At 74.0% G+C, this 23,895-nt stretch carries 17 protein-coding genes and 1 pseudogene; 9 read left to right on the top strand and 9 right to left on the bottom strand.

From position 1 onward, the window contains the following. Position 1: 1 nt before the first annotated feature. Entirely contained in the window at positions 2-601 is a 600-nt protein-coding gene (gene rfbC / locus AOQ37_RS10010) for a dTDP-4-dehydrorhamnose 3,5-epimerase (protein ID WP_062643362.1), read from the top strand. On the opposite strand, the gene AOQ37_RS10005 is transcribed toward rfbC, so the two are convergent. The 7 genes from AOQ37_RS10005 to AOQ37_RS09975 all read right to left on the bottom strand — a co-directional run bounded on the left by AOQ37_RS10005 (position 591) and on the right by AOQ37_RS09975 (position 7,536). Then, complete coding sequence (locus tag AOQ37_RS10005) at positions 591-1,394, bottom strand: class I SAM-dependent methyltransferase (RefSeq protein ID WP_062643360.1); 804 nt, start codon at positions 1,392-1,394, stop codon at positions 591-593. The two genes, rfbC and AOQ37_RS10005, sit on opposite strands and share 11 nt — an antisense overlap. Then, entirely contained in the window at positions 1,381-2,292 is a 912-nt protein-coding gene (gene rfbD / locus AOQ37_RS10000; protein ID WP_062643358.1) for a dTDP-4-dehydrorhamnose reductase, read from the bottom strand. The genes AOQ37_RS10005 and rfbD overlap by 14 nt, the downstream gene beginning before the upstream one ends. Further along, on the bottom strand, positions 2,289-3,257 hold the full coding sequence (rfbB, locus tag AOQ37_RS09995; RefSeq protein WP_062643356.1) for a dTDP-glucose 4,6-dehydratase: 969 nt from the start codon (positions 3,255-3,257) through the stop codon (positions 2,289-2,291). The genes rfbD and rfbB overlap by 4 nt, the downstream gene beginning before the upstream one ends. Beyond that, entirely contained in the window at positions 3,254-4,321 is a 1,068-nt protein-coding gene (locus AOQ37_RS09990) for a glucose-1-phosphate thymidylyltransferase (RefSeq protein WP_062643354.1), read from the bottom strand. The genes rfbB and AOQ37_RS09990 overlap by 4 nt, the downstream gene beginning before the upstream one ends. 68 nt (positions 4,322-4,389) lie before the next feature. Continuing rightward, on the bottom strand, positions 4,390-4,572 hold the full coding sequence (locus AOQ37_RS09985) for a hypothetical protein (RefSeq protein WP_062643352.1): 183 nt from the start codon (positions 4,570-4,572) through the stop codon (positions 4,390-4,392). 73 nt (positions 4,573-4,645) lie between these two features. Then, a complete protein-coding gene (locus tag AOQ37_RS09980; RefSeq protein ID WP_063781135.1) occupies positions 4,646-5,020 on the bottom strand; it encodes a DUF6479 family protein in 375 nt (124 codons plus the stop codon). Positions 5,021-5,070: 50 nt separating this feature from the next. Next, positions 5,071-7,536 (bottom strand): SpoIIE family protein phosphatase, encoded by a 2,466-nt coding sequence (locus AOQ37_RS09975; RefSeq protein WP_062643350.1) that lies wholly within the window; start codon positions 7,534-7,536, stop codon positions 5,071-5,073. A 235-nt stretch (positions 7,537-7,771) separates the two neighbouring features. On the opposite strand from AOQ37_RS09975, the gene lanKC reads away from it, so the two are divergent. From lanKC to AOQ37_RS41980, 4 genes and pseudogenes are all read left to right on the top strand, one after another. After that, positions 7,772-10,483: a class III lanthionine synthetase LanKC gene (gene lanKC, locus AOQ37_RS09970; RefSeq protein ID WP_062643348.1), complete on the top strand. Its 2,712-nt coding sequence runs from the start codon at positions 7,772-7,774 to the stop codon at positions 10,481-10,483. A gap of 90 nt (positions 10,484-10,573) precedes the next feature. Beyond that, complete coding sequence (locus tag AOQ37_RS09965) at positions 10,574-10,687, top strand: SapB/AmfS family lanthipeptide (RefSeq protein WP_062643346.1); 114 nt, start codon at positions 10,574-10,576, stop codon at positions 10,685-10,687. A gap of 139 nt (positions 10,688-10,826) precedes the next feature. Continuing rightward, a complete protein-coding gene (locus AOQ37_RS09960; protein WP_374701489.1) occupies positions 10,827-12,776 on the top strand; it encodes an ABC transporter ATP-binding protein in 1,950 nt (649 codons plus the stop codon). A 395-nt stretch (positions 12,777-13,171) separates the two neighbouring features. Next, positions 13,172-14,590: pseudogene (locus AOQ37_RS41980) on the top strand (ATP-binding cassette domain-containing protein); the annotation flags it as partial. Between the two features lie 306 nt (positions 14,591-14,896). Here the strand turns inward: AOQ37_RS41980 and AOQ37_RS38530 are convergent. Further along, positions 14,897-15,505, bottom strand: coding sequence for a response regulator transcription factor (locus AOQ37_RS38530; protein WP_234436858.1), 609 nt, complete (start codon positions 15,503-15,505; stop codon positions 14,897-14,899). Positions 15,506-15,823: 318 nt separating this feature from the next. On the opposite strand from AOQ37_RS38530, the gene AOQ37_RS09950 reads away from it, so the two are divergent. Beyond that, the gene (locus AOQ37_RS09950; RefSeq protein ID WP_062643344.1) at positions 15,824-17,980 is read left to right on the top strand and encodes a SpoIIE family protein phosphatase; all 2,157 of its coding nucleotides are present in this window, start codon (positions 15,824-15,826) and stop codon (positions 17,978-17,980) included. A 70-nt stretch (positions 17,981-18,050) separates the two neighbouring features. On the opposite strand, the gene AOQ37_RS09945 is transcribed toward AOQ37_RS09950, so the two are convergent. Beyond that, positions 18,051-19,541, bottom strand: a complete 1,491-nt coding sequence (locus AOQ37_RS09945) for a S1 family peptidase (protein ID WP_062643342.1) — start codon at positions 19,539-19,541, stop codon at positions 18,051-18,053. Between the two features lie 1,026 nt (positions 19,542-20,567). Here AOQ37_RS09945 and AOQ37_RS09940 point away from each other — a divergent pair. The 3 genes from AOQ37_RS09940 to AOQ37_RS09930 all read left to right on the top strand — a co-directional run bounded on the left by AOQ37_RS09940 (position 20,568) and on the right by AOQ37_RS09930 (position 23,894). Then, positions 20,568-20,783, top strand: a complete 216-nt coding sequence (locus AOQ37_RS09940; protein ID WP_062643340.1) for a hypothetical protein — start codon at positions 20,568-20,570, stop codon at positions 20,781-20,783. A gap of 85 nt (positions 20,784-20,868) precedes the next feature. Next, positions 20,869-21,675: an HlyD family efflux transporter periplasmic adaptor subunit gene (locus AOQ37_RS09935; RefSeq protein ID WP_062643339.1), complete on the top strand. Its 807-nt coding sequence runs from the start codon at positions 20,869-20,871 to the stop codon at positions 21,673-21,675. After that, the gene (locus AOQ37_RS09930) at positions 21,672-23,894 is read left to right on the top strand and encodes an NHLP family bacteriocin export ABC transporter peptidase/permease/ATPase subunit (protein WP_062643338.1); all 2,223 of its coding nucleotides are present in this window, start codon (positions 21,672-21,674) and stop codon (positions 23,892-23,894) included. The genes AOQ37_RS09935 and AOQ37_RS09930 overlap by 4 nt, the downstream gene beginning before the upstream one ends. Position 23,895: the final 1 nt, after the last annotated feature.

The following is a 23,895-nucleotide window of genomic DNA, read 5'->3' as shown; positions in this document are numbered from 1 at the left end:
CGTGCGGCCACTGGACATCGAAGGGGCCTGGGTGATCGAGCCCAAGGTCTTCCCCGACGGGCGGGGCAGCTTCCACGAGTGGTACCGGACACCGGAGTTCCGCGCGGCCACCGGCTACGGCCTGGAGCTCGCACAGGCCAACTGCTCCGTCTCCCGACGGGGTGTGCTGCGCGGGGTCCATTTCTCGGACGTGCCGCCGGGGCAGGCCAAGTACGTCACCTGTGTCCGCGGGGCGGTGCTCGACGTGGTCGTCGACCTGCGCGTGGGCTCCCCGCTGTTCGGGCGGTGGGAGGCGGTCCGGCTGGACGACGACACCCGGCACGCGGTGTTCCTCGCCGAGGGCCTCGGGCACCCCTTCCTCGCCCTGACCGACGAGGCCACCGTGGTCTACCTCTGCTCGACCGGGTACGCGCCCGACCACGAGCACGGGGTGCACCCGCTGGACCCGGCGCTGGGCATCGACTGGCCGCGCGGCCCGGAGCCGGTGCTGTCGGAGAAGGACGCGCGGGCCCCGTCGTTGGCGGGCGCGCGGGCGTCGGGGCTGCTCCCGTCGTACGCCGCCTGCCGGGAGCGCTACCGGGAGCTGAGGCTCAGCGGCTGACCGCCGCCCGCTCCACGGCGCCGCGCAGCGGCTCCCAGCCCCGGGAACGGTCGAGACCCCGGTTGCGGGCCCGTACCAGGGGCTTCCAGAAGCCCGCCCGCAGCAGGGTCTCGGGCCGCACCGCCCGCACCCGTTCCAGGATCGTCTCGGGCACCTTCTGGGGGTCCGGCACGTCGAACTCGGCGACGATCTCGTGGTACTTCTCCCGCAGCACGGGGTTGCGCGGGTCCGCGCCGAAGACGACGAGCTGTCCGGTCGGCCGGGTGTCCACGGGGACGGCCACCAGGTCGGGGCGGTAGCGGGACAGGATCTCGACGAGCTTGAAGACGTCGCCGGTCCAGGCGGTGGTGTGCCGGTCGCGGGCGGCCTCGTCGACGCCGCGGGGCAGCATGTCGTCGAAGACGATCACGCTCGACCAGTCGGAGTGCTTCTCGATGTTGATGAAGTCGCGCAGCGCGTACTCGAACAGGTGCATGCCGTCGATGAAGGACAGGTCGAGGGTGGCGCGCCGCCAGTGGCCGAGGGGGTGGCGGCCCCGGGCGAGGTTGCGCAGCGGGTGACGGCTGCCCTTGAGATGGGCGAGGGGGTCGCGGCGCGCGAAGAAGTCGTCGCTGGTGGCCTTCACCAGGTGGACGTCGCAGCGGATCTCCGAGGTGACCTTGAACGCGGGGTCGACGGCGATGCTGGGCACCCGGGACAGCCGCAGACTGCGGCCGTCGTTGACGCCGATCTCCAGGTAGTTGCGGTTGGCGGTCACCTTGTGCAGTTCCCGCAGGAACTCATGGCGTTTCACGTGGGGACTCCTTCGGGGACACCGTGTCCGGGGACGCTGTGCGGATCAGGGGCAGGGCCTGCCTCAGCGCGGCGCGCCAGTCGCGCGGCGGCGCCAGGCCCGCCTCCCGCCACCGGCCGTGCCCGAGGACGGTGCAGGCCGGCCGGGGCGCGGGCCGGGGAAAGGCGTCGGAGGTGGTGGGGCGCACCCGGTCAGGGTCGGCGCCGACGCACCGGAACACCTCGCGGGCCAGGTCGTACCAGGTGGCCTCGCCGGCCGCGGTGGCGTGGAAGACGCCCGTCGCGCCGCCGGGGCCGACCCTCGGTCCCAGATCGGCGACGCGGGCGGCGACGTCTACGCTCCAGGTGGGCTGGCCGCGCTGGTCGTCGACGACGTCGAGGGTGTCGCGGCGGGCCTCCAGGTCCAGCATCGTCCGGACGAAGCTGCGGCCGTGGACGCCGTAGAGCCAGGCGGTGCGCACGATCACGGCGGTGTCGGGGAGCGCGGCGCGGACGGCCAGCTCACCGGCGAGCTTGGTGCGGCCGTAGGCGGTGCGGGGGGCCGGCGGATGGTCCTCCCGGTAGGGGGCGCGCGCCGCGCCGTCGAAGACGTAGTCCGTGGAGACGTGGACGAGTCGCGCGCCGTGCGCGGCGCAGGCGGCGGCCAGCAGCCGGGGGCCCTCGCCGTTGACCAGCAGCGCGCGGGCCTCGTCGGTCTCGGCGTCGTCGACGGCCGTCCAGGCGGCGCAGTTCACCACCAGGTCGGGCCGGTGCGCGGCGAACGCCCGGGCCACGGACCCGGGCCGGGTGATGTCCAGGGCGCTGCGGTCGAGGCCGGTCACGTCCTCGCCGCGCCGGGTCAGTTCCGCCACCGTGTCCTGGCCGAGCATCCCGCCCGCGCCGGTCACCAGCCATCTCACGGGGTGCGCACCCGCCGTTTCAGGGGTTCCCACCACTCGCGGTGGTCCCGGTACCAGGCGACCGTCTCGGCGAGACCGGCGGCGAAGTCGTGGCGGGGCCGGTAGCCGAGCTCGGTGCGGGCCTTCGTCCAGTCGACGCAGTAGCGCAGGTCGTGGCCCTTGCGGTCCTCGACGTGCCTGACCCGGTCCCAGCCGGCCCCGCAGGCGTCGAGGAGCAGCCCGGTCAGCTCGCGGTTGCTCAGCTGGGTGCCGCCGCCGATGTTGTGGACCTCGCCGGGGCGGCCCTTCGTCCGGACCAGGTCGACGGCCTCGCAGTGGTCCTCGACGTGCAGCCAGTCCCGGACGTTGCGCCCGTCGCCGTAGAGGGGGACCTGGTCGCCGTCCAGGAGGTTGGTGACGAACAGCGGGATCAGCTTCTCGGGGAACTGGTGCGGGCCGTAGTTGTTGGAGCAGCGGGTGACGCGGACGTCCAGGCCGTGGGTGCGGTGGTAGGAGAGGGCGATCAGGTCGGCGGACGCCTTCGAGGCGGCGTAGGGGGAGTTGGGGCGCAGCGGGTGGTCCTCGGTCCAGGCGCCGGTCTCGATGGAGCCGTAGACCTCGTCGGTGGAGACGTGCACGAACGGCCCGACGCCGTGCCGCAGGGCCGCGTCCAGCAGCGTCTGGGTACCGAGGACGTTGGTGCGGACGAACGCTCCGGCGCCGTCGATGGAGCGGTCGACGTGGGACTCGGCGGCGAAGTGGACGATCTGGTCGGCGGCGGCCGTCAGTTTGTCGACGAGGCCGGCGTCGCAGATGTCGCCGTGCTCGAAGTCGAGCCGGGGGTGTCCGGCGGGCAGGTTGGTGCGGCTGCCCGCGTAGGTGAGCTTGTCCAGGACGGTGACCCGCACGGCGGGGTCGCGGGCCAGCAGGCCGCGCACGTACGTGGAGCCGATGAATCCGGCGGCCCCGGTGACGAGGAGGTTCATGTGTGGATCTGTACCTTGCTGTGGTCGCCGAGGACCAGCCGGTGGGCGCTGGACACGCCGGTCGCCGGGGTGACCTCGACGTGCCGGCCGATCAGGGAGTTCTCGATGCGGCCCACCCCTTCGATGGAGGAGTCGCGCAGCACGATGGAGAACTCCAGCTCGCTGTCGGTGATCCGGCAGTTCTCGCCGACGGAGGTGAAGGGGCCGACGTAGGAGTCGCGGACCTCGCTGCCCGCGCCGAGGACGACGGGCCCGACCAGGCGTGAGTTCACCACCCGGGCGCCGGCCTCCACGACGACCCGGCCGACCGTCTCGGAGGTCTCGTCGACCTCGCCGTCGATACGGCGCTCGACGCCCTCCAGCACGGTCCGGTTGACCTCCAGCATGTCGACGACGTTGCCGGTGTCCTTCCAGTAGCCCTTGATGATCGTGGAGCGCACCCGGGCGCCCGTGTCGATGAGCCGCTGGACGGCGTCGGTGATCTCCAGCTCGCCGCGCCGGGAGGGTCCGATGGCGCGTACGGCGTCGTGGATCGCGGGCGTGAAGAGGTACACGCCGACCAGGGCGAGGTCGCTCTTGGGGTGCGGGGGCTTCTCCTCCAGGCCCACGACCTGCCCGGCGGCGTCGAGTTCGGCGACGCCGAAGGCGCGGGGGTCGGGGACCCGGGTGAGCAGGATCTGGGCGTCGGGCCGGGTCCTGCGGAACTCGTCGACGAGGTCGGTGATGCCGCCGACGATGAAGTTGTCGCCCAGGTACATCACGAAGTCGTCGTCGCCGAGGAAGTCCCGGGCGACGATCACCGCGTGGGCGAGGCCGAGAGGTCTGTCCTGCGGGATGTAGGTGATGTCGAGGCCGAACCGGGAGCCGTCGCCGACGGCCTCCCGGATCTCCTGCGCGGTGTCACCGACGATCACGCCGACCTCGGTGACGCCGGCGGCGGCGATGGACTCCAGGCCGTAGAAGAGCACGGCCTTGTTGGCGACCGGGACGAGCTGTTTGGCCGACGTGTGGGTGATCGGCCGAAGGCGTGTCCCCGCCCCGCCGGACAGCACAAGAGCCTTCATGAGCCTCGCTCCAGCCCCGGTCGCCCGGCAGCGACCGATCCGTTCCGCCTGTGCGCAGCGTGCGCCGGTCAGTCCTCACCCCTGACAATGTTCCATTCGGGGCCGGACTGCATCCCGGCCGCACCGCCGGGTGCGGCGACGGCCGCCAGGCAGGTACGGGGCGCCGCCTGTCCACGGCGCAGCCGGCGGGCCCTCGCCCAGCCGGTCTCGGCCCGGCGGTCCGCCGGTTCGTGTTCGATGTGCGCGGTCACGACGGTTCCACACCCTTCCGGGTCACCGGACTCCCGCCCGGCGACCGCTCTCGGTCGCGAGGTTCTCCCCGGATCAGGGGGCACCCTGGCCGCCGCTGCCGAACGAGCCGCCGGAGCCCTCGTCCCAGCGGGGGCGGCGCTGGTCGGCGCTGTCCCGGCTGCCGGTGGGCCGCAGCTCGTGCGGGGTGAGGCGTTCGCTCTCGTCCGTCGCCACCGGCATCTCGTTGGGCTCGCGGGCCCTGCGGGTCTCGTGGGCCGGGCCGGAGCCGGGCCTGCGGGGCTGTTCGTGCGGCTTCGGCGGCGCGGGCTCACGTTCACGGACCTTGATGCCGAGGCGGAAGGCCCAGATCAGACCGCCGACGAGAGCGATCCCGACGACGATGAAGGCGACGGTGGCCAGCACGGACTTTCCGGATGCCGCGAGGGTGACGGAGGCGAAGGTGTCCATGGGCGGCGGGTACCCCCTTACCGGTGCGGGACACGTGGCGACCGGGTGGTTCAGTGGTCCAGCGCCAGTTCGCTCCACACCTGCTTGCCGCCGCTGACCGGTACCGTCCCCCAGGAGTCGGACGTGGCCTCGACCAGGAGGATGCCCCGGCCGCCGGTGGCCTCCCAGCCCAGGCTGGTCGGCTTGACGGGGGTGCGGGGCGAGGCGTCGGTCACCGCGACGCGCAGCCGGCGGCCGATCAGGACGAGGTCGAGACGCACCCGGCCGTCGGTGTGCACCAGGGCGTTGGTCACCAGTTCGGAGACGACGAGCAGGGCGGTGTCCATGGCCTCCGCGGGCACGCCCCAGGAGCGCAGGGTGCGCCGGGTGAAGCGGCGGGCCTGCCGGGCCGCTTCGGGCACCCGCCACACCGTCCAGCCCTCGCGGAGGGGTTTGACGGCCATGCCGTCGTAGCGCATGAGGAGCAGGGCGACGTCGTCGCCGCGGTGCGCGCTGCCGAGCAGGGCGTCGGCGACGGGGCCCAGATGGGCGGGGTCGGACACGGCCAGTTCGTGGGCGAGGCGGTCCAGTCCGGTGTCGATGTCCAGGTCGGCGGACTCCACGAGCCCGTCCGTGGTCAGCGCGACGACGGTGCCGGGCAGCAGGCGCAGCGGGGTCATCGGGAACTCGGCCCGGGTCACCACGCCGAGCGGCGGGCCGCCGTCCGTCTCGGCGATCTCGGTGGAGCCGTCCGGGTACCGCAGGACGGGTGGCGGGTGTCCGGCCCGGACGCACCAGGCGGTGCCCTCCTCCATGTCGACGTCGACATAGCAGCAGGTGACGAAGAGGTCGGTCTCCAGTTCCATCAGGAGCCGGTTGGCGTGCGAGACCACGACGTCCGGCGGGTGGCCCTCGGCCGCGTAGGCGCGCAGCGCGGTGCGCATCTGGCCCATGAGGGTGGCGGCGCCCGCGCTGTGTCCCTGCACGTCGCCGATGACCAGGGCGACGTGGTGGTCGGACAGCGGGATGACGTCGTACCAGTCGCCGCCCAGCTCCAGTCCCGCGGTGGCCGGCAGATAGCGGGCGACGGCCACGGCGCCGGGGAGTTCCGGCAGGCGGCGCGGGAGCAGCTGGCGCTGGAGCATGCCGACGAGTTCGTGCTCGGCGTCGAAGGCGCGGGCACGGCTCAGGGCCTGGCCGACCAGGCCCGCGGAGGCGGTGAGCAGGGCGCGTTCGTCCGGGCCGAAGTCGTGCGGCTCGTCCCAGCCGATCAGGCAGGCGCCGGCCATGCGTCCCCCGGCGGACAGCGGCAGGACGGCGAGACCGCCGGGGCCGACCTCGGCGAGGGCCGGTTCCAGCGCCGTCCCGGCGGGCCAGATCCGGGCGCGGCCCTCCCGCAGGGCGGCGGCGAGGGTGGGCATGGCGCGCACGGGCGCGTCGGGCCACTCGGCGCGCCACTCCAGCTGCCACAGCTGTGGCCAGGACTCGGGTTCGGGAGGGTCGAGGACGGTGACCACGAGCCGGTCGTTCTCCAGCTCGGCGAGCGCGATCCGGTCGGCCCGCAGCGGGGTGCGCAGGGCGGCGATGACGGCCTGTCCTACGTCGCCGACGGTGCCCGCGGTGGCGAGCGCGGCGGCCAGTCGCTGGACGCGGGCGACATCGTTGACCTCGCCGCGCAGGGTGGAGGCGTCGGTGACGGTGCCGACGAGCCGTGCTGGCCTCCCGTCCCCGGGCAGCAGCCGGCCGCGGAGCCTGAGCCACCGCGGCGGCCCGTCGGGCTGGAGGACGCGGAACTCCAGTTCGCGCTCGCCGATCGACATGTGGTCGGCCTCGACGACGGACATCAGCGAGGGCAGGTCCTCGGGGACGGTGAGCCCGAGCAGTGTCTCCACCCGGCCGTCGAAGCGGTCCCGGTTCATCCCGAACAGTTCCAGGAGCGCGTCGCCGGCCTCGACCCGGCCGCTGTCCATGGCCAGGCTGAAGGCGTGGGGGCGAAGTTCCTCCCCGTCGGCGGGGAGGGCGGGAGCGGGGAGGACCGGGGCGGGAAGGACGACCGCCTCGGCGAGGAGTTCCAGACAGGCCCGCTCGTCGGCGCCGAAGCCGCCGGGGCGCTCGCTCAGCGCGAGCAGACACCCGCCGGTGGTGCCGGGCACGGGCAGCACGGCCAGGTGGAGGTCCCGGGCGGGCAGCCGCGGGGCCTGTGCGCAGTCGGCGAGCTCCGCCGGGCCCAGCCACACCGGCCGTCCTGCGCGGTGGGCGGCGGCGGGCGGCGAGTGGCCGTCGAGCGGATAGCTCTCGCGCAGTCCGTACAGGGTCCTCGGGACGCCGGCCGACGCGACCAGCCGCAGCGAGTCCGCTTCGGCGCCCGATGTGTAGGCCGCCGCGAGGACCGCGCCCGCGAAGACGAGTGCCAGTTCGAGCGTGCGCCTCAACCGTTCGGGCGAGGCGGGATCGGCCGTGATCGTCTTGAGCGCGATTTCGACACACAGGGGCCCCGTTCTGCGCTCCGCGGCACCCTCACTGACCACGTCCGCCATTACAGCGCCAAAGGTGCCCCGGCGCAGCCCCTGCGGCGGTTTCGCGGGGGGCGGCCGGGTGTTTCGTGGAGGCGGTCGGGGGTAGCGCCCGCCGGCCGTGCTCGAAACGGACCGAACATGTCTTTACGCATGCGTTCCGCACAGGGTTCTCGTGACAGGCGTGACTGTGCACGGCCCCCGTCGGCTTGCGAGTCTCTTGGCCGGGCCACTGAGCCGTCGCCACGGAAGGGGACGCATGGACAAGCGGTACGAGGTGTACGCGTTGGCGGACGCGCACTTCTACGAGACGCCCGACCGGCTGACCGGCGACGGGCCCGCGCCGCTGTTCGACACGGCGCGCCGCCCGGTCCCCGAGGGCTGGACCTCGGCGCGCACCGGCGACTGGCTGACCCTGACACCGCTCGCCGCCGACGGCTCCCCGGCGCCGGGTCCCGCCCAGGGCTGGAAGATCCACGCCTCGGCCACCCGGGCGAACGCGGAACGGATCGCGGCGATCGTGTGGGACTACTGCGTGCCGCGCCGTGTGCCCTTCAAGTTCGTACCGGGCCCGCACCTGCTGCACCTGCGCAACACCAAGTACGCGGGCCGCGACACCAGCGGCAAGTTCGTCACCGTCTACCCGTCCGACGAGGAGCAGCTGCACACCGTGCTGAGCGAGCTCGGCGCCCTGCTGGAGGGCTTCGAGGGCCCGTACATCCTGACCGATCTGCGCTGGTCCGAAGGCCCCCTCTACGTCCGCTACGGGGCGTTCGCGCGCCGTTACGTCGTCGACGACCGGGGCTCGCTGGTGCCGGCCGTGCGCGACGGCTCCGGAGCCCTGGTCCCGGACCGGCGGGCGCCCTCCTTCCAGGTGCCGGAGTGGGTGACGCTGCCCCCGTTCCTGGAGCCGCACCTGGCGGCCCGCAACACGACGACGGTGGGCGAGCTGCCCTACCGCATCGAGAAGGCGCTGCACTTCTCCAACGGCGGCGGGGTCTACGCGGGCACCGACACCCGGGACGGGCGCAGGGTCGTCCTCAAGGAGGGCCGGCCGCACGCGGGGCTGGCCTCGGACGGGGCCGACGCGATCACCCGGCTGGAGCGGGAGAAGCGGGCCCTGGAGGCGGTGGCCGGGACCGGCGTGGTGCCCGAGGTACGGGACTGGTTCACCCTCGGCGACCACCGCTTCCTGGTCATGGACCTCGTCGAGGGACGTCCGCTCAACTCCTTCTTCGCCGAGCGGCACCCCCTGCTCTCCCCCGATCCCGATCCGGTGGAGGTCGCCGCGTACACGGCGTGGGCGGTCCGGATCCACGGGGCGGTGGAACGGGCGGTGGGGAAGATGCACGCGCGCGGCATCGTCTTCAACGACCTGCACGTCTTCAACATCATGGTCGCGCCGGACGAGGAGTCGGTGTACCTGATCGACTTCGAGGCGGCGGCCCCGGTCGGCGAGAACGGCCGCCAGGTCGTGGCACACCCCGGCTTCTTCGCGCCTCCCGACCGGCGGGGCGCCGACGTGGACCGGTACGCGCTGGCCTGCCTGCGGCTGGCCCTGTTCCTGCCGGTCACCACGTTGTTCGTGGTCGACCGGGGCAAGGCGGCCCATCTGGCCGAGGTGATCGCCGAGCAGTTCCCGGACGTCCCCGCGGAGTTCCTGGACGGGGCGGTCGCGGAGATCACCCGTGACGTCCGGGTGGACGTGGGCGACCGGGACGACGGCGCGTCCGGCGCGCCGGTGCGGACCGCGGGCCGGGGGCCGTCGGCCGCGGGCCGGGGGCCGTCGGCCGCGGGCCCGGTGCCGTCGGCCGCGGGCCGGGTGCCGTCGGCGCCGGCCTTCCGGGTGGAGCCCGGTGACTGGCCGCACAGCCGTGACTCGATGGTCAAGGCGATCCTCGCGTCGGCGACGCCGGAGCGCGACGACCGGCTCTTCCCCGGGGACGTCGCCCAGTTCTCCGACGGCGGCGGACTCGGGCTGGCGCACGGCGCGGCCGGTGTGCTGTACGCGCTGGCGGTCACCGGCGCCGAACGCCACGAGGACGGCGAGCGCTGGCTCCTCGACCACACCGCCCCGGCCCCGACGGGCACTCCGCTCGGCCTGTACGACGGCCTCGCGGGCGTGGCCCACGTGCTGGACCTGCTGGGCCACCGGCAGCGGGCGCTGGATCTGGTCGACGGCATCCTGCGCGAGCGGTGGCAGAACCTCTCCTCGGACCTGCACGGCGGGCTGGCCGGACTGGGGCTCGTCCTCGGCGGCCTGGCGCGCCGGACGGGGGAGCCGGAGCTGCGCGAGCGCGCCGCCGAGGCCGCCGACATCGTCGTGCGACGGCTCGCCGAACCGGTGCCGGACCCGCCCCGGCGGCGCCGCGCCGGGCTGCTGCGGGGCGCGAGCGGACCCGCGCTGTTCCTGCTCCGGCAGTACGAGGAGACCGGCGACCGCCGCTTGCTGGAGGCGGCAGGCATCGCCCTGCGCCGGGACCTCGCGGCCTGCGAGGAGCGCGAGGGCGGTGCGCTGGAGGTCGACGAGGGGTGGCGGACCCTGCCCTACCTCGGGGACGGCAGCGTGGGGGTGGGAGCGGTCCTCGACGACCACGCGGCCCACGCCGAGGGCTCGGCCGGGGAGTTCGCGCGGGCCCGCGCCGGCATCCTCATCGCGGCCACCTCACGCTTCTACGCGCAGCCAGGTCTCTTCCAGGGCCGCGCCGGGATGATCCTGCACCTCGCCCGCACCACCACGCCCGGCGCGACCCCGGCCCGGCTCGCCGAGCAGATCGCCGGCCTCGGCTGGTTCGCGATGCCCTACCAGGGCCAGCTCGCCTTCCCCGGGCACCAGATGATGCGGCTCTCCATGGACCTCGGCACCGGGACGGCGGGCTGTCTGCTGGCCCTCGCCGGTGCGCTCGACCCGGACGGCTCGGGTGCCACCGCGCACCTGCCGTTCCTCCCGCCGCCGCGGCGGCCCTCATGACGCGGCTCCGCCACAACCCGACGGAGTCGTGACGCAACCCGTCCCCACGGGACGTGACATTTCACCGATGAATCGATGAGAGGACACACCATGGCCCTGCTCGACCTTCAGACGATGGAATCCGACGAGCACACCAGCGGCGCCAACAGCACCGTGAGCCTGCTGTCCTGCGTCAGCGCGGCCAGCGTTCTGCTCTGTCTCTGACCCGCGGAACGCACACGACACGCTGAACGCTCCGGGCGGTCCGCTCCCCAGGGGAGGGGGCCGCCCGGGGCCGTCCGCCAGGACTGCGACACCTCCGACACCTCCGACACCTCCGAGGAAGCGCGGGAGCAGGATGCCGATGGACCGGACGACCATGGACCGGACGACCATGGACCGGACGACCGGTGCGCTGCTCGGCGCGGCCACCCGGCACAGCGGAGCGCGCTGCGTGGGGCTGGCTCTGGTGAGCGTGGCGTCGACCGGGGCCGCGCTGCTGCTGCCCGCGGCCCTCGGCCGGGCCCTGGATCTGCTGCTCACCCACTCCCCCGCGACCCGCTGGGTGCTGTGCTGCGCGGCCCTCACCCTGCTGCTGACCCTGCTCGACGCGTGCGAGACCGTCCTCGGCGGCACGCTCGACGCCCGCACCACCGCCTTCCTGCGCCGGCGGATCACCGGGCACGTCCTGGCCGTGGGCCCGCGCGCCACGGCCCGCTTCGGCTCCGGGGACCTCGTCGCCCGGGTCGTCGGCAACGCCGCCCAGGCCGGTACGGCGCCCGGCACCCGCGCCGCGCTGCTCGCCGCGCTCGCCGGGCCCGTCGGCGCGGTGGCCGCGCTGGCCGTCGTCGACCCGTGGCTGGCGGCCGTCTTCCTGACCGGTGCGCCGGTCCTGACCCTGTTGCTGCGGGCCCTCGCCCGGGACACCTCGGCGTGCGTCGCGGAGTACCAGCGGGCACAGGGGCGGATCGCGTCCGCGCTCACCGAGGCGGTCGGCGGGGCCCGCACGATCCGCGCGGCGGGCACCGCGGCCCGCGACAGCGCGCGCGTCCTGCGGCCGCTGCCCGAGCTGTCCCGGGCGGGCCGCCGCATGTGGCGGGTCCAGGGCCGGGCCGCGGCGCAGGCGACCGCGGTGGCGCCGTTGCTGCACCTCGGGGTCGTCGCCGTGGCGGGGCTGCTGCTCACCCGGCACCGGCTGTCGCCGGGCGACGTCCTCGCCGCGTCCCGCTACGCGGTCCTCGCCACCGGCGTAGGCGTCCTGGTCGGACAGCTCTCCGGCCTGGTCAGGGCCCGGACGGCGGGCGCCCGCCTCGGCGAGGTCCTGAGCGAACCGGCCCCCCGCCACGGCGACCGCCGCCTGCCGCGGGAGGGCCCGGGCCGGCTCGAGCTGCGGGGCGTGACCGCCCGTCGCGGCGGCCGTACGGTGCTGGACGGCGTCGACCTGGTCGTACCGGGCGGGACGACCCTGGCTCTCGTGGGCCGCTCCGGCACCGGCAAGTCACTGCTGGCCGCGCTGGCGGGGCGGCTCGCCGATCCGGACGCCGGCGAGGTCCTGCTGGACGGCGTGCCACTGCGCGATCTCCCCCGGGCCGAACTGCGGGCCGCGATCGCCCAGGCCTTCGACCGCCCGGCCCTGCTGGGCACGACGATCGAGGACACCGTCTCGCTCGGCAGGGCCTCCCCGGATCGGGTCCGGGAAGCCGCCCGCGCCGCCTGCGCCGACGACTTCGTCCGCCGCCTGCCGCACGGCTACGCCACACCCTGCGCGCAGGCCCCGCACTCCGGCGGCGAGGCCCAGCGTCTCGGCCTGGCCCGCGCGTTCGCCCACGGCGGCCGGCTGCTCATCCTCGACGACGCCCTCTCCAGCCTCGACACGATCACCGAACGCCAGGTCACCCGGTCCGTGTTCGGCCGCACGACGGCCACCCGTCTCGTGGTCGCCCACCGCGCCTCCACGGCCGCCCGCGCCGACACGGTGGCCTGGCTGGACGCCGGCCGGGTGCGCGCGGTGGGACCACATGCACAACTGTGGCGCCGGCCCGAATACCGCGCGGTATTCGGCACGACCGCCGGGGGCGGGGCACGGGCGGAGGCCGGGGCCGGGGCCGGGGCGGTAACTGAGGCCGGGACCGGGGCCGGGAGCGGTGCGCGGACCGAGGCCGGGGCCGGGAGCGGTGCGCGGACCGAAGCCGGGACCGGGGCCGGCCCCGGGGCGCGGACCGAAGCCGAGGCCGGAACCAGGGCCGCTACGCGGACCGAAACCGGGGCCGGGGCGCCAACTGAGGCCGGGGCCGGGCCGGAGGGGTGGCGGTGAGCCGGGCGGGCGGCAGGGGAGGGCTCGGGGCCAGGGGGCTCCGCTTCCTGGGGGAACGACGGCGGGCCGTTCTGCGGCTCGCGGGCTGGTCGGTGCTGGAGACCGGGCAGACCTTCCTGCTCGGCTACGCCCTGGCGCGCGCGCTGGACGACGGGTTCCTGGCCGGGCGGTCCGCGGTGGGGCTGTGGTGGCTGGCGGTGGCGGGGCTCGGCGTGCTCGTGGGCGCCTACGGGACCGGCCGGGTCTACGGGGCGGTCGCCGCGCTGGTGGAACCGCTGCGGGACCGGCTGGTCACCCGCGTGGTGCGGCGGGGGGTGCGGGAGGCGGACGGCGGTGCGCTGTCCGGGCTCACCCAGCAGGTGGAGATCGCGCGGGACAGCTTCGCGGGCCTGGTGATGGTGTCGCGCTCGTTCGTGTTCACGTCCGCCGGCGCGCTCTTCGGCCTGACGGCCCTCGCGCCGCGGCTCCTGCTGGTGGTCGTGCCGCCGCTCGCCGCCGGCGTGGGCCTGTTCGCGGTGACCCTGCGTCCGCTGGCCCGGCGGCAGGAGGCGTTCCTCGCCGCCGACGAGGCCCTGGCGGGGCACCTGGGCGTCGTCGTCCCCGGGCTCCGCGACATCACGGCGGCGGGCGCGGAGGACCGGATCACCCGGGACACCGGCCCGCTCGTCGACGCCGAGCTGCGGGCCGCCCGCGCCCTGGCCCACTGGGGCGTGGCCCGCGTGGCGTGTCTGGCGCTCGGCGGCCATCTGCCGCTGGTCCTGCTGCTGGCCTGCGCCCCCTGGCTCCTTGGCCACGGCGTGACCCCCGGCGCGCTGGTCGGCGCCCTCGCCTATGTCACCCAGTCCCTGCTCCCGGCCCTGACCGCGCTGGTCCACGGCCTCGGCACGAGCGGCTCCCGGCTGACGGTCGTCCTGCGGCGGCTGGCACCGCCCGGCGAGACCCCGGACCTCCCGGCCGACGGCGAGACCCGGACGGCAGCCCCGCAGCACCGGCGCACCGGGCCCCAGCGGCCGCCCACCACGCGGCGGCCGGAAAACACCGGCCCGGCCCTGCCCCCGCCACGCGAAACACCGAACCGCTCGTCCGCCACCCCCCGCTCGTCCGGCACCCCCCTCCCGCCGGCCGACCACCGCCCGCCCCCCGGCCACCCCTCGTCCCCCGACCCGTCCCCGTCCGCCAGCCATCCCTCGTCCACCGACCAGTCCCCGCCGGCCGACCACCGCCCGCCCCCCGGCCGGTCGCCGTCCGCCGACAAGTCCCCGTCCGCCGGTCACTTCCCGCCGGTCGGCCACCCCTCATCCATGGGCCACCGCGCATACGCCGACCAGTCCCCGTCCGCCGGTCACCCCTCGCCGCCCGGCCGTACCCCCACCGGCGAACACCCCGCGCTCGCACTGACCTCCCTCACCTTCGCCTACGGTCCCGCTTCCGCGCCCGTCGTCGACGACCTCACGCTCACCCTGCCCGTCGGGGCGCATCTGGCCGTCGTAGGGCCGAGCGGAATCGGGAAGTCCACGCTGACCGGGCTGGTCGCGGGGCTGCTGGAACCGGTGCGCGGCACGGTACGCGTCTGCGGGCGGCCGGTGCCGAGCGGCGAGGCGGCCGCCCGGCGCGTGCTCATCCCGCAGGAGGCGTACGTGTTCAGCGACACCCTCGCGGAGAATCTCACCCACCTGCGGCCGGACCCCGTGCCGGAGGAGGAGCTGCTCGCCGCGGCCGAGGCGGTCGGGCTGACCGCGCTGCTCGACGCGCTGGGCGGACCGGCGGCGAGGGTGGACCCCGGGGCGCTGTCGGCCGGCGAGCGCCAGCTGATCGCCCTCACCCGCGCCTATCTGTCGCACGCCCCGCTCGCTCTGCTGGACGAGGCGACCAGTCACCTGGACCAGGAGGCGGAGGCCCGCGCCGAGCGCGCCTTCGCCGCCCGGACGGGCGGCACCCTGGTCGTCGTCGCCCACCGCATCAGCTCGGCCAGGCGCGCCGACCGGGTGCTGGTCATGGACGGGCCGCGGACCACGTACGGGACCCACGACGAGGTGGAGCGCCGCTCCCCCCTGTACCGCGATCTCGTCGGCGGCTGGGATGCGGGGAGAGAGGAAGGGGCCCGGGAAACGGGGCGCGGCTCACAGCCAGCCCTGCCCCTGGGAGATGCGGATGGCGTCGACCCGGTTGCGGGCGCCGGTCTTGCGGGTGATGGCAGCCATGTAGTTGCGCACGGTCCCGTGGGACAGATGCAGGTTCCCGGCGATCTCCGCGATGGAGGCCCCCTCCGCGGCGAGGGTCAGCACGCTCAGCTCCCGGCCGGTCAGCGGCATCTCCGCGGCCTTGAGGAAGCCGAAGCCCAGCGAGTCATTGACGAAACGTTCCCCTCGGGCGACCCGCCGGATGCCGCGCAGCAGTTGCTCCGGTGAGCCCTCCTTGTCGACGTAACCGAGCGCCCCCGCCTCCAGCGCCCGTTTCAGCAGGCCCGGCCGGTTCGCGCTGGCGAGCACCAGCAGGCGGGGCGGCACCGGGCCACCGCCCCGCGGGCATAACTCCCCCAGTGGCGGCAGACCGTAGGCGTCGGAGGAGTCGAGATCCGCCGCGCACACGTCCGGGCGCACCGCCCCGACGCGGACGGCCGCGCCGCGCCAGGGGACGTCCTCCACCCGGAGATCGGGTTCCCGGGAGAGCCACTGCGCGAGGACCGATCTGACCAGACATGCGTCGTGCACCAGTAGAACCCGGATCACTGCCGCCCCTTCAGCCTTCGCCGTACACCGGTCCGTGCTGTTGTCCGTGGTGTTGTCCGTGGTGTTGAACATGGTGTGGAACGCGTGCCCATTCTTCGGCTCCGGGACCGTATCTCAGCGCGAGGATCCGGCCATCGGGATGCGCGGGGGCGCACGCGGGGCGCCCGTACGCCGTCGCGCGCTTCGGCCGAGGGGGCATGAGGATGACCCGACGGGGTAGGGCGGCGGCCCGCCGCGGGCGCGTCGCTCGCCGTGCGCACCGGGCCGCCAGGGGGCAGATTTGGACCCTGAGGCTCGCGCGCGGCGCCGGGCGAGGAGGTGGTCGCCGTGTCGGACGGGCAGAAGTCGTCCGGTCAGGCACCTGCGACCGAATGGGCGCCGGTCGGCCGACCGCTGCTCTCGCTGTCGCTGACGTCGATGATGGACGCCGTCGGGGCGCACTCGGGTGCCGTGTATCTGCGGCCGGGCGACGAGCCGCTGCTGGAGATGGCGGTGATGGCGGGGCTGCCCCGGTCCTTCGCGGCGCCCTGGGAGCGGGTGGGCCTGAGCGCGCCGATCCCGGTCGCCGAGGCGGTGCGCGAGCGGCGGCTGGTGTGGGTGGGCGGGGAGGAGGAGATGGCCCGACGGTATCCGCGGATCGCCGTCGTCCTGCCGTATCCCTTCGCGCTGGCGGCGCTGCCGGTGGCGACCGCGTCCCGGGTGTACGGCGCGGTCTACGTGACCTGGCCCGGCTCGCACCCGCCGGAGCTGTCCGACCGGGAGCGCCAGGAGCTGACGTCGGCCTGCGAGCGGCTCGCGGTGCGCCTGGAGCGCGCCGCGTCGAACAACCGCCAGGTGCGGGCCGAGTCCGATGTGCTGGACGCGGGCCCGCTCGGCGGCGTCTCCGACACGCTCGGCACGCTCGAGGCGGCCCGGATGGTGGCGCGGCTGCCGTACGGGATGTGCTCCCTGGATCTGAGCGGACGGGTCGGCTTCGCGAACGAGGCGGCGGCCGAGCTGCTCGGCGTCCCGGTGAGCGGGCTGTTGGGTTCACAGTTGTGGGCGGCAGTCCCCTGGCTGAACGATCCTCTGTACGAGGAGCGCTACCGGGCCGCGCTGCTCAGCCAGGAGGCCACCTCGTTCGTGGCGCTGCGCCCGCCCTCGCAGTGGCTGTCCCTCCGGCTGTATCCGAGCACCACCGGGATCAGTGTGCGGATCAGCCGGGCCCGGGCGGTGTCGGAGATGAGCCCGTCCGATCCCCGCTCGGGCGACGCACCGACCCGGCTGGTGTCGATGTCCCAGGCGCTGAGCATGGCCGGGGCACTCACCGAGACGGTGAGCGTGCAGGACGTGGTGGGACTGGTGGCGGACGAGATCGCGCCGGCGGTGGGCAGTCAGGCGCTGGCGCTGCTCGGCACCCGGGGCGGTCGGCTGCACGTGCTCGGGCACCACGGCTACCCCGACCCGCGGGTCGTGGAGCGGTTCGACCGGACGCCGATGTCCTCCCCGACGCCGGGCGCGCACGCGGTCGCCCACGGCGTCCCGGCGTTCTTCGACTCCCGGCAGCACCTGGAGCGCCTGTACCCGGCCCGGCGCTCGACCCCGGACGGCTTCGCCGCCTGGGCCTTCCTGCCGTTGATCGCCTCCGGCCGCCCGGTGGGAGCCTGTGTGCTGGCCTACGCCGAACCGCACGCGTTCTCCACGCACGAGCGTGCGGTGCTGACCAGCCTCGCCGGGCTGATCGCGCAGGCCCTGGACCGCGCCCTGCTCTACGACGTCAAGCACCAGCTGGCGCACGGGCTTCAGGCGGCGCTGCTGCCGCACTCGCTGCCGTCGCTGCCCGGCATCGAGGCGACGGCCCGCTATCTGCCCGCCACGCGGGGCATGGAGATCGGCGGGGACTTCTACGACCTGGTGCCCTCGCATCCGCAGGCGGCGGCCGTGATCGGGGACGTGCAGGGGCACAACGTGACCGCGGCCGGGCTGATGGGGCAGATCCGCACCGCCGTCCGCGCGTACACGACGGTCGGGCAGGAGCCGGCGGAGGTCATGCGCAGCACCAACCGGCTGCTGATCGACCTGGGCTCCGAGCTGTTCGCGAGCTGTCTGTACCTGCGGCTGGATCCGGCCCGGGGGCGGGCCGTCATGGCCCGGGCCGGGCATCCCCCGCCACTGCTGCGCCGGGCGGACGGCCGGGTACGGGTCCTCGACCTCGCGGGCGGTCCGCTGCTGGGCATCGACGGCTCGGCGACCTACCCGACGACGGAGGTGGAGCTGACCGAGGGCTGTGTCCTCGCCCTCTACACCGACGGCCTCATCGAGACGCCGGACGTCGACATCGAGGACGCGATCGCCGACCTGGGGCGGCGGCTCGGCGAGGCCGGGGACCGTCCGCTGGCCGAGCTGGCCGACGAACTGGTGGGACCCTACGCCGCGGCGGACGAGCGGATGGACGACGTGGCGCTGCTGTTGCTGCGGGCGCGGGGGGACGCCTGAGGGCCGCCGCCGGGCACGGACGAACGGTCCGACCCCCGCCGGAGGGTCGGACCGTTCAGCTGATGCCGGGTCAGTGCGACTCGGTCACACCCGCGCCGTCCTCGGCGCCATTGCCCTGGTCGTGGCCATTGGCGTTCTCGTCCGCGCCGCCGCCCCCGACGGCCTCGCCGGTGTTGTCGTCGACGCCGTCACCGTTCTCGTCCACCGCACCCGCGCCGGCTTCCTCGCCGCCGCCGACGATGGCCTCGCCGGTGTTGTCGTCGACGCCGTCACCGTTCTCGTCCACCGCACCCGCGCCGGCCTCTTCGCCGCCGCCGACGATGGCCTCGCCGGTGTTGTCGTCGACGCCGTCACCGTTCTCGTCCACCGCACCCGCGCCGGCTTCCTCGCCGCCGACCGCGTCACCGGCGCCGATGCCGCCGTCGCCGAGGGTCGCGCCGACCGCCTCGAGCGCGGTGGTCACCGGCTGGAAGAAGGTCTCGCCGCCGACGGTGCAGTCGCCGCTGCCGCCCGAGGTCAGGCCGATCGCCTGGCCCTCCTGGGTGAAGAGCGAGCCGCCGCTGTCGCCGGGCTCGGCGCAGACGTCCGTCTGGATGAGGCCCGTGACGGTGCCCTCGGGGTAGTTCACGGTGGCGTCGAGGGCGAGGACCTGGCCGTCGTTGAGACCGGTGGTGCTGCCCATCCGGAAGACCTGGGTGCCGACCGTCGCCTCGGCGGCCTCGGTGATCGCGAGCGTCTGGTCGCCGAGGTTGACCTCGCTCGCCGCGACGGTGGCGGGGTCGTCGTACTTCACGAGCGCGAAGTCGCCGTCCCCGGGGAAGGTCGCCTGGTCGACGGTGGCGATCGGCTCGCCGTCCTCGGAGTCGGACCACTGCTCGGCCGCGACCCCGCAGTGACCGGCCGTCAGGAAGGCCGGGGAGCCGTCGCCCGCCGTCACGTTGAAGCCGAGGGAGCAGCGTGCCCCGCCGCCGAATATCGCGTCGCCTCCGGCGACCTTCGTGGTGAAGGTGCCGGCCGACTTCTGGATCGTCGCCATGCCGGCGCCGAGGGTCTTGACGGTCGACTCGATCTGGTCCCACTTGGTGCCGGTGACCGTGGAGTCGGCGGTGACGAGGATCTTGTTCGTCCTGGGGTCGACGGCCCAGGCGGTGCCCGGGACGGTCGCCTCCTTCTTCAGCGTCCGGGCGGCCGCCTCGAGTTCGGCGGTGCTGTTGTCGACCTGGCGGATCTTGGCGCCCGCCTTCTCGGCCTGCACGATGACCTGGTTCTCGTCGCCGTCGATGTCGATGTCATCGCCCTCGACGTTGATGACGTTGACGACGAGCTGCTTGCCCTCGTTGTCGTAGTACGAGCCGGCGAAGGCGTCACCGAGCAGCTTCTCGAGCTGTGCGGCGAGGTCCGAGGCGTCGCCCGCCTTGAGCGTCTTCACCGTGGCGGCGTTGTCGGAACCGCCGTCCTGGGAGGCGTTGGCCTGGGGAAGCAGGATGGCTGCCGCTCCGAGCGCGGCCACACCGCCCGCGGCGATGATGGCCTTGCGCTTCGTAACTCGCTTGTGACTCAAAAAACTCGACCTCCTGGGGGACGGGGTCTGGCTGCCGGGGTCCGGCAGCTCCGTACAGCGGCGCCTGGTTGGCCATGAGTACGCAGGGGTCGAGGGGTGCGTTCAATCGCGTTTGCCAACGTCCTTTGCTCAAACGTGAATCGGCCATGACCGGACTCCGACCTCGCGCCCCCGGGAACGATCGCCCACAGGGCGACGACGGCCGCCGGAGCCGACCGGATCCCTTCGGTCGCCCCGGCGCCCCGGGCCCCCTCTCCCGGCCGGTTCGCCGAAGTGGCCCGCGGGCCCCGCCGGTTCGGCGTCCTCCCTGGTCAAGGCCGTCGGCGCGGGCGGGCGGAGGGTTGCCGGGGACGCTGTCGGCGGCGGCCGCGGCCCGGGCTTCCGCGCCCGGCGTACCGGCCGTCCGCGGGACCCCGGAAAAGGGAAGACGGAACGCCGGCCGACTTCGTTCCCGCGGGCGGTGACCGATTCGGATGTCCTGAACCGAGCGGTACCGGTGAAGCGCGGCCCCCGAAAGCGGTTGCGGATCTGTGCGTCCGCTATGTGCGACGCCGACCGGCCCTTCCCGGACCGACACTCCACGCATCCGCACCGTGACTTTCCGTGCATGCTCATGGGCCGAATCCCCACTTCCGAGAATCTGCACATCGAATGCCCAAGCGGGTCACCGCGCGCAGGGGTTCTGCACAACCGCCGGGCGCCCGCCACGCCTTTGGGGCGGGAGTGTCGGATTCGCCACGCCGGCGCCGGGCGTGCGTCCGCGCGGATCCCGCCCGTGCTGTGAAGAAGTCGCCGACAAGTGGTGGGCGCGCGCGCACCGTTTCCCACGCCGGTGACACAAGTACCCAGGTGAACGCGGTGATTGATTGGCTGCCCCGACCGCGGACCTGCTTTGATCCATCGCACCGCAGGGTCACCGCGGTCTCCCGGAAACGGGTGCCCGGTGCCCGTGCTCGCGGCCGTCGTCTGTCCCCAGAGGGGGCCGCTCCCCCCTGATGAGCTATCCATGTGAAGGGAAGTTCCACCATGAACTCCACCCCCCAGGTTGAGACCGTCGAGATCTCCGACGCCGAGCTGGACAACGTCTCCGGCGGTCTGTCCCTGAACGCCGTCGGCACCGTCACCGGCCTGGTGGACGGCGTGGCCCCGGTCTCCGGCCTGGTCAACACGGTCGTCGGCACGGTCGAGGGTGTCACCGGCCTGAACACGGCCCCGGTCACCAACCTGGTCGCCGGTCTCTGATCGCACCCTTCGTGACCCTTTGAGTCCCGGAGCCGTCACCCGGCTCCGGGACTCGTCGGCGTCCTGAAACTCCCGAGGTAGGCCCGTGCAGTTCCGCCAACAGGCCCTAGCCAAGCTCCAGTCGCCGGAGGAACTCGACCTGCCGGTGCGTTTCGCGCGCCCCCAGGGCTGGCTGGTGCTGTCCGTGACCGTGGCCGTCATGGCCGCCGCGTCCGTGTGGGCGGTGACCGGTTCGGTCGCCTCCACGGTGAGCGCGCCCGCCGTCCTCACCCACGGAGAGGGCAGCTACATTCTCCAGAGCCCCGCCGCGGGCCAGGTCCTCGCGGTCCTGGCGAAGGAGGGCGAACGGCTGCCCGCCGGCTCACCCGTGCTGAAGGTGCGTACGGCGGAGGGTGACGCCGTGGTGCGGACGGTGGCCGCGGGCCGGATCACCGCACTCGCCGCCACCATTGGGCAGATCATCTCCACCGGCGCGAACGTCGCCGCGGTGGAGAAGGTCGCCGGGGCCGACGACCCGCTCTACGCCACGGTGTACGTCCCCGCCGAGAACGCCGCCTCCGTCGCGTCGGGCGCCGCCGTCGACCTCACCGTACAGACCGTGCCCGCACAGGAGTTCGGCGTGCTGCGCGGGCACGTGAAGTCGGTGGACCGCGCCGCCCAGTCGGCGCAGGCGATCGCCGCCTTCCTCGGTGACAGCCAGCTGGGCGAGCAGTTCACGAAGGACGGCCGCCCGGTGGCGGTCCTGGTCCGGCTGGACAGGTCCTCGGCCACGAAGAGCGGCTACGCGTGGTCCTCCGCGGACGGGCCGCCGTACGCCCTCACCTCCATGACCATGGCCACCGGTTCGATCCGGCTGGCCGACCAGCGTCCCGTCGATTGGCTGCTCCCGTGACCACCTCCGAGCAGCCGCGGACCCGGCGGCGTGCCGCACCGCCCCGGCGCACGGTCCCCCGCAGCGGGTCGAAGACCGTCCGCACGCCCACCGTGCTCCAGATGGAGGCCGTGGAGTGCGGGGCGGCCTCGCTCGCCATGGTCCTCGGGCACTACGGCCGGCACATCCCGCTGGAGGAACTGCGCATCGCCTGCGGTGTGTCCCGGGACGGCTCACGGGCGAGCAACCTGCTGAAGGCGGCCCGCGGTTACGGCCTCACGGCCAAGGGCATGCAGATGGACCTGACGGCCCTCGCCGGGGTGCGGTCGCCCGCGATCCTCTTCTGGGAGTTCAACCACTACGTCGTCTACGAGGGTCTCGGCCGTCGACTCGGCCGCCGGGGCGTGTACATCAACGACCCCGGCAAGGGCCGGCGTTTCGTGCCGATCGAGGACTTCGACGGCAGCTTCACCGGTGTCGTGCTGGTGCTGGAGCCAGGCGAGGGGTTCGAGCGGGGCGGACGCAGACCGGGGGTGCTGGGCGCGATGCCGGCCCGGCTGCGGGGCACCGCGGGCACCTTGCCGGCGGCCGTGCTGGCGAGCCTGCTGCTGGTCCTGGTGGGCGCGGCCGTGCCGGCGCTCAGCCGGACCTACATCGACATGTTCCTGATCGGGCAGCAGACCTCGCTGCTGAGCGTGCTGTTCGTGTCGATGGGCACGTGCGTGGCCCTCACCATGGCCCTGACCTGGCTCCAGCAGGCCAATCTGCATCACGGCCGGATCATCTCCTCGACCCTGTCCAGCGCCCGCTTCCTGCGCCATCTGCTGCGCCTGCCGGTCACCTTCTTCTCCCAGCGCAGCCCGGCCGACCTGGTCCAGCGGCTCCAGTCGAACGACGCGGTCGCCGAGACGCTGGCCCGCGACCTGGCTTCGGCGGGCGTGGACGCGATCGTCGTCGTCCTGTACGCGGTCCTCCTCTACACCTACGACCCGCAGCTGACGTTCGTCGGGATCGGGGTGGCGCTGCTGAACATCGTCGCGATGCGGATCGTCGTCCGGATGCGCGCGACCCGCACGGCGAAGCTGCGCGCGGACAACGCCCGGCTCACCAACACGGCTTACACCGGCCTTCAGTTGATCGAGACGATGAAGGCGACCGGCGGCGAGGAGGGGTACTTCCGCAAGTGGGCCGGGCAGCACGCCACCACGCTGGAGGAGCAGCAGCGGCTCGGGGTGCCGAGCGCCTGGCTGGGCGTGGTCGCGCCGACGCTCGCGACGCTCAACAGCGCGCTGATCCTGTGGATCGGCGGCATGCGGGCGATCGAGGGCCACATCTCGGTGGGCCTGCTGGTCGCCTTCCAGGCTCTGGTCACCCGTTTCACCGCCCCGCTGACCCGCCTCAACGGGGTCGCGGGCCGGATCCAGGACTTCGCGGCGGACGTGGCACGGCTGAAGGACGTGGAGAACTTCCGCGCCGACCCGCTCTACGACCGCCGCTCCGGCGCCGACTCCACGCGCCGGCTGCACGGTCATGTCGAGCTGGAGAACATCACCTTCGGTTACAGCCCGCTGGACAAACCGCTGCTGACCGGCTTCGACCTGACCGTCGGACCGGGGCAGCAGGTGGCGCTGGTCGGCGGCTCGGGCAGCGGGAAGTCGACGGTGTCCCGGCTGATCTCGGGTCTGTACACGCCCTGGGAGGGCGTGATCAGGGTGGACGGGCAGCGGCTGGAGGACATTCCGCGCGGGGCGCTGGCCTCCTCGGTGTCCTTCGTCGACCAGGAGGTGTTCCTCTTCGAGGGTTCGGTGCGCGACAACGTGGCGCTGTGGGACCCCTCGATCCCGGACGAGGCCGTCGTCGACGCGCTCCGGGACGCGGCGTTGCACGACATGATCCTGCGGCGGCCCGGCGGCATCCACAGCAGGGTGGAGCAGGACGGCCGCAACTTCTCCGGCGGTCAGCGTCAACGCCTGGAGATCGCGCGGGCGTTGGTGCGCCGGCCCAGCATCCTGGTGCTGGACGAGGTGACCAGCGCGCTGGACGCGGAGACCGAGCAGGTCGTGATGGACAACCTGCGCCGACGCGGCTGCGCGTGCGTGGTGATCGCCCACCGGCTGAGCACGGTGCGCGACAGCGACGAGATCGTCGTGCTCCAGCACGGCACCGTCGTGGAGCGCGGGCGGCACGAGGAACTGGTGGCGCGCGGCGGACCGTACGCGGCGCTGGTCAGGGAGCGATGAG

This window comes from Streptomyces maremycinicus (assembly GCF_001184025.1).
GTDB classification, from domain to species: Bacteria; Actinomycetota; Actinomycetes; order Streptomycetales; family Streptomycetaceae; genus Streptomyces; species Streptomyces maremycinicus.
This window is presented reverse-complemented; position numbering and strand designations above follow the sequence as displayed.